The sequence below is a fragment of the Alkalibacterium sp. s-m-28 genome (assembly GCF_054658175.1).
The window spans coordinates 1-4,233 of sequence record NZ_BAAGIQ010000130.1 but is presented as its reverse complement, the minus strand read 5'-3'; the positions used below and the strand labels follow the sequence as shown (position 1 = coordinate 4,233).

General features: G+C 44.5%; 4 protein-coding genes. 3 read left to right on the top strand and 1 reads right to left on the bottom strand.

The window, feature by feature from the left end; all coding sequences use genetic code 11:
• The first annotated feature begins 389 nt into the window (after positions 1-389).
• From ACYQ4S_RS11040 to ACYQ4S_RS11030, 3 genes are read left to right on the top strand one after another with little or no spacing between them, the layout of a single operon-like run.
• A complete protein-coding gene (locus ACYQ4S_RS11040; protein WP_346024276.1) occupies positions 390-1,127 on the top strand; it encodes a methionine ABC transporter ATP-binding protein in 738 nt (245 codons plus the stop codon).
• Entirely contained in the window at positions 1,120-1,806 is a 687-nt protein-coding gene (locus ACYQ4S_RS11035; protein ID WP_346024277.1) for a methionine ABC transporter permease, read from the top strand. The genes ACYQ4S_RS11040 and ACYQ4S_RS11035 overlap by 8 nt, the downstream gene beginning before the upstream one ends.
• Positions 1,807-1,836: 30 nt before the next feature.
• Positions 1,837-2,676: a MetQ/NlpA family ABC transporter substrate-binding protein gene (locus ACYQ4S_RS11030; protein ID WP_346024278.1), complete on the top strand. Its 840-nt coding sequence runs from the start codon at positions 1,837-1,839 to the stop codon at positions 2,674-2,676.
• Positions 2,677-2,808: 132 nt separating this feature from the next.
• Here ACYQ4S_RS11030 and ACYQ4S_RS11025 read toward each other — a convergent pair whose 3' ends face one another.
• Positions 2,809-3,741, bottom strand: a complete 933-nt coding sequence (locus ACYQ4S_RS11025) for a nuclease-related domain-containing protein (RefSeq protein WP_346024279.1) — start codon at positions 3,739-3,741, stop codon at positions 2,809-2,811.
• Between the last annotated feature and the right edge of the window lie 492 nt (positions 3,742-4,233).

The window sequence follows — 4,233 nt, the reverse complement described above, 5'->3', positions numbered from 1 at the left end:
TAAGAGATTTAATCCATTTGTACGAGCGATAGAGATATTTAAATTATTGAACCGCCGTGTACGGAACCGTACGCACGGTGGTGTGAGAGGACGGTAAATAAATTAATTATTTACCTCCTACTCGATTCACAGAAAACTCATTTAAAGTACAATATTGTTTTAAAACTCTCTTTTCCCACTTATTATTTGGAAGCTTCCTAAGCTTCCAAATCCTTGATATACCGGTCTCCGTTCCTCCTCCGACAATCACCTTCATCTATTCTATGCTGGACATTATCTGTTTTTTATTACGCATTAATGACTCATTTTATTGCTTCCCTTGCTGTTCCTACATATAATTGGCAGTGTTGTTTAAACAGCGACGTGAATGAAGGAGGTCTATAGACACTTTGATACAACTCCGTCATATAGAAAAAACGTTTTTCAGTAAAAACCAGACACTGGCTGCACTCACGGATGTCTCACTCGACATAAAGACAGGTGAAGCGTTCGGTGTCATAGGTGAAAGCGGGGCAGGAAAGTCGACTCTTCTCCGTATGATCAATGCACTTGAGACACCCGATGCTGGTTCCGTAACCGTAGACGGTGTTGATTTGACTCATTTGTCAAAGAAAGACCTGCGTATGGAACAGAAGCAGATCGGCATGATTTTTCAGCAGTTCAATCTGCTCAACAATAAAACAGTAGCTGAAAATATCAGATTACCTCTGACTCTCCATAACTATGATCAGACTCTAACCGTAGACGAAGTCCTCGATTTCGTCGGGTTGAGCGACAAGAAGCACAGCTACCCTCAGCAGCTCAGCGGGGGGCAGAAACAGCGTGTTGGTATAGCCCGTGCCCTTATTACACGGCCAAAACTACTTTTATGCGACGAGCCGACATCCGCTTTGGATCAGAATACTACAGAAGACATCGTGGCTGTTTTAAAAAAGGCGCACAGAGAGTTCAAAATGACCATTGTCGTTGTCACACATGAACTTCCGGTCATCAAAGCCCTGTGCACACGGGCGGCTTTAATGGAATACGGTAAAGTCAGACAAATTGTAGATATCACTCGTTCAGAAGACAAACTGACTGATCGACCGTATCTTGAGCGTGCAATCGAGGTGCTGACTAGTGACTGACTCTATTTCGCTATATATAGAACGCATCATTGAATTCGCACCGCGTCTGCTCGACAGTTTATGGGAGACAGGCATCATGCTGTTTTTTGCCATGCTTGCTGCTATTCTTCTTGGAATACCAGTTGGCACGCTACTGTATCTGACAGCTGACACTCGGCCTATGGCTAATCGGTTCGTCAATCGCCTTTTAAATATTCTGGTGAATGTGATCCGGTCGTTCCCCTTCTTGCTGTTAGTTGTAGCCATGCAGCCCTTTGTCCGGCAAGTATACGGCCGAGCGACTGGCGACCCCATTGCTGCATCATTCCCCATGGTAGTGATTGCGATTGCCTTATATGCCCGTTTCGTTGAACAGTCTCTGATGGAAGTACCAAAAGGCATCATCGAAACGGCAAAATCTATGGGCGCAACAAACTGGCAGCTGGTCTGGAAATTCCTTTACGTGGAAGCCAGGAGCAGTCTGGTCATCGGCTTTACAACTGCTGTGATCAGTTTCGTGTCCTACTCGACGATCATGGGCGTTGTCGGTGGAGGAGGGATCGGTGATTTTGCCATCCGCTTCGGCTACCAGCGTTACGAAACAGATATTATGTATACCGCCATTGTCCTGATCATTGTACTCGTTGAGATATTTCAATGGCTCGGACTGGCTCTTGCAAGAAAACTGGATAAAAGATGATGAATAAAAAAGACTTAAGGAGAGATTATTATGTTCAAAAAAACCCTAATTTTAGGAAGTACTGCTCTGCTATTGGCTGCCTGCGGTGACGCAACTGAAGAAACAACAGAAGAATCGGGAAACAGCAATGGTGAAGAGGTCGTCATTGAAGTCGCTTCTCACCTTCCTCCGATGACCGATATCGTTGAAATTGCCGGAGATGTGATCGAGGATGGATACAGTGTCCAACTTGTAGAAGTATCCGACAATATCCAGTACAACGAAGCTCTTCTTAATGATGAAGTGGATGCCAGCTTCGCCCAGCACGAACCGTTCATGGAAATGTTCAACACAGAACGAGACGGTAACCTGGTAGCTATCCAGCCTATCTATGATGCGATTGTAGGCTTCTATTCTCCAGTCTATGAATCGATCGATGATATTGAAGAAGGAGCAGAAGTGGCACTTCCAAGTGACCCGTCAAACAAAGCCCGTGCTCTGATGATTCTGGATCACTACGATTTGATCACATTGAGTGAGGATGTCAGCTTCGAAGCCACTGTAGATGATATTGAAGAAAATCCGTATGATCTGACCTTTACAAGTATCGATCTGCTAAACTTGTCAGCTGCCTACGAAGACGGTGTGGAACTGGTATTCAACTATCCGACTTTTATTGAATCAGTTGGGCTGACACCTGAAGATGCACTTATCCTGGAAGATGATGAAGACTTTACTTTCGCGATCCAGCTTGTAGCAAGAGAAGATAACCAGGATTCTGATGCTATCCAGGCCCTTAAGGACGCCTTTACCAGCCAGGAAGTCTATGATTTCCTTGATGATCTTGCCGAAAACGGCCATCTGAAACCAGCTTTTGAAGTGAATAATTAGTTTGAACTAAATTGACTGAACAACCAGTCAGTTTTCTGCCCGCCCAGTCGGATTCCAGTCCTGCACGGAGTATTTCTCCTGCAGGCTGATCCCTATGGTCGGGCATTTTTTGTACTGCCAGTTTTGTCTTCATCAGCGCCGGGGCACTGTCTGCTCATATACTCTCCCGGAAGTGGCTCCTGTCGCTGTATAGTGCTCTTTCAACACCTTTCTCATCCGTCTGAAATGAACCGCATCCCCGCACCACTCGTTTACTTTAGCCGTCGTCAGAGTGGTCTCAGGAAAGAGAAACTGCAGTTCTTCTATATTGTCCAGAATTACATCCGTTACTCCGCGTTTAACGAAACAGGATTTACAATAACAGGACCGCTGAGTAATTAGAAGATCAAATGATCCGCAGGCATTGCAAGATAACCCTTTCTTCAACTCCTTATAGGAATAATACGGCAGCTGCTTCTGCACGGGACTGTCATCGTCATGCAGTTTGAGTATGCGTCTGGCCAGATTGTGATGCTCCCTGCTCAGCATCCGGCTTTTTATATTAATATCCTTCAGGTACTCATCGATCTGATTCGGCAGGATGATCGGATCCTCTACTCTCGCATTGTACAAACTGAATTGTGGATGGATAAACACCAGATGAGCTGTGACCTTCAGCTCACTTCCCCACTCTTTCAGAAGCTGACTGAGAAAAGATGCCGATCTATTCAGCTGAATCAGCGGATTCGCCACCTCCTCCCCATGTATCGTACTGAAGCCTTCCATATGCCTGACGTAGCGTCCAACATAGTTCCTGATTTCGAATATATACACCCCGTGTGAGGCAATCAACAGGGAGTCCACTTTAAAAGACAGTCCTTTGTTCAATAGAAGCAGATCATTCAGTACGATGGCCTGCTTATCGATATGCTGATTTATTTTATCGTCAAATGCGGTCTCTCCACTTAATCCTTTCTGCAGATTAATCAGGTAACGCTTCTCCGGCTCCTTCAATTCAAACCGTTTATCCAAGTAATTCAGTCCTCTGAGCAAGTCGGATGGTTGTCTTGCTTTTAATATCTCCATTTCGTTCGCCTCCTTACTATACTCATTGTCTTTTTATTGAAAAACTGACTAAAATTGTTTAACTTTTTTCACCTGCTATATTTATATGGGGAGTCGCCTCGTTTAGCGTAGATTCAGCTGCAGGCTCTTAGTTTACGTTTTTTTTGAACAGACCAGGGGGAATCTTGTGACAAACTGAAGAAAAAAAAAGAGGATTCGAGTTGCTTGTAAAACGCACCTTACAACACACTCGTGTGGATAAGACATAGCGAGTTGGCTATAAGATCCTCCCAAACTGCATTCAGTATCATCCCACTGACGACTTTTCACTTTTTCTATATAGACGATACTCGTCAGCTGACGAGTATCGTCCTCTCAACCCTTTCATAAAAAAAGCTTCGGCTACGCCTTCGCCCTTTTGGGATAGTGCGTAGCCATTACTTTTTCAGTTCTGAATTATCGTAGACGATACCGTGAATACTCTTATAGTAAACAGGAACCATCTCATTTCCA

Coding starts and splice junctions, on each gene's coding strand:
- ACYQ4S_RS11030 (WP_346024278.1), top strand. CDS start 1,837: ATGTTCAAAAAAACCCTAATTTTAGGAAGTACTGCTCTGCTATTGGCT.
- ACYQ4S_RS11025 (WP_346024279.1), bottom strand. CDS start 3,741: ATGGAGATATTAAAAGCAAGACAACCATCCGACTTGCTCAGAGGACTG.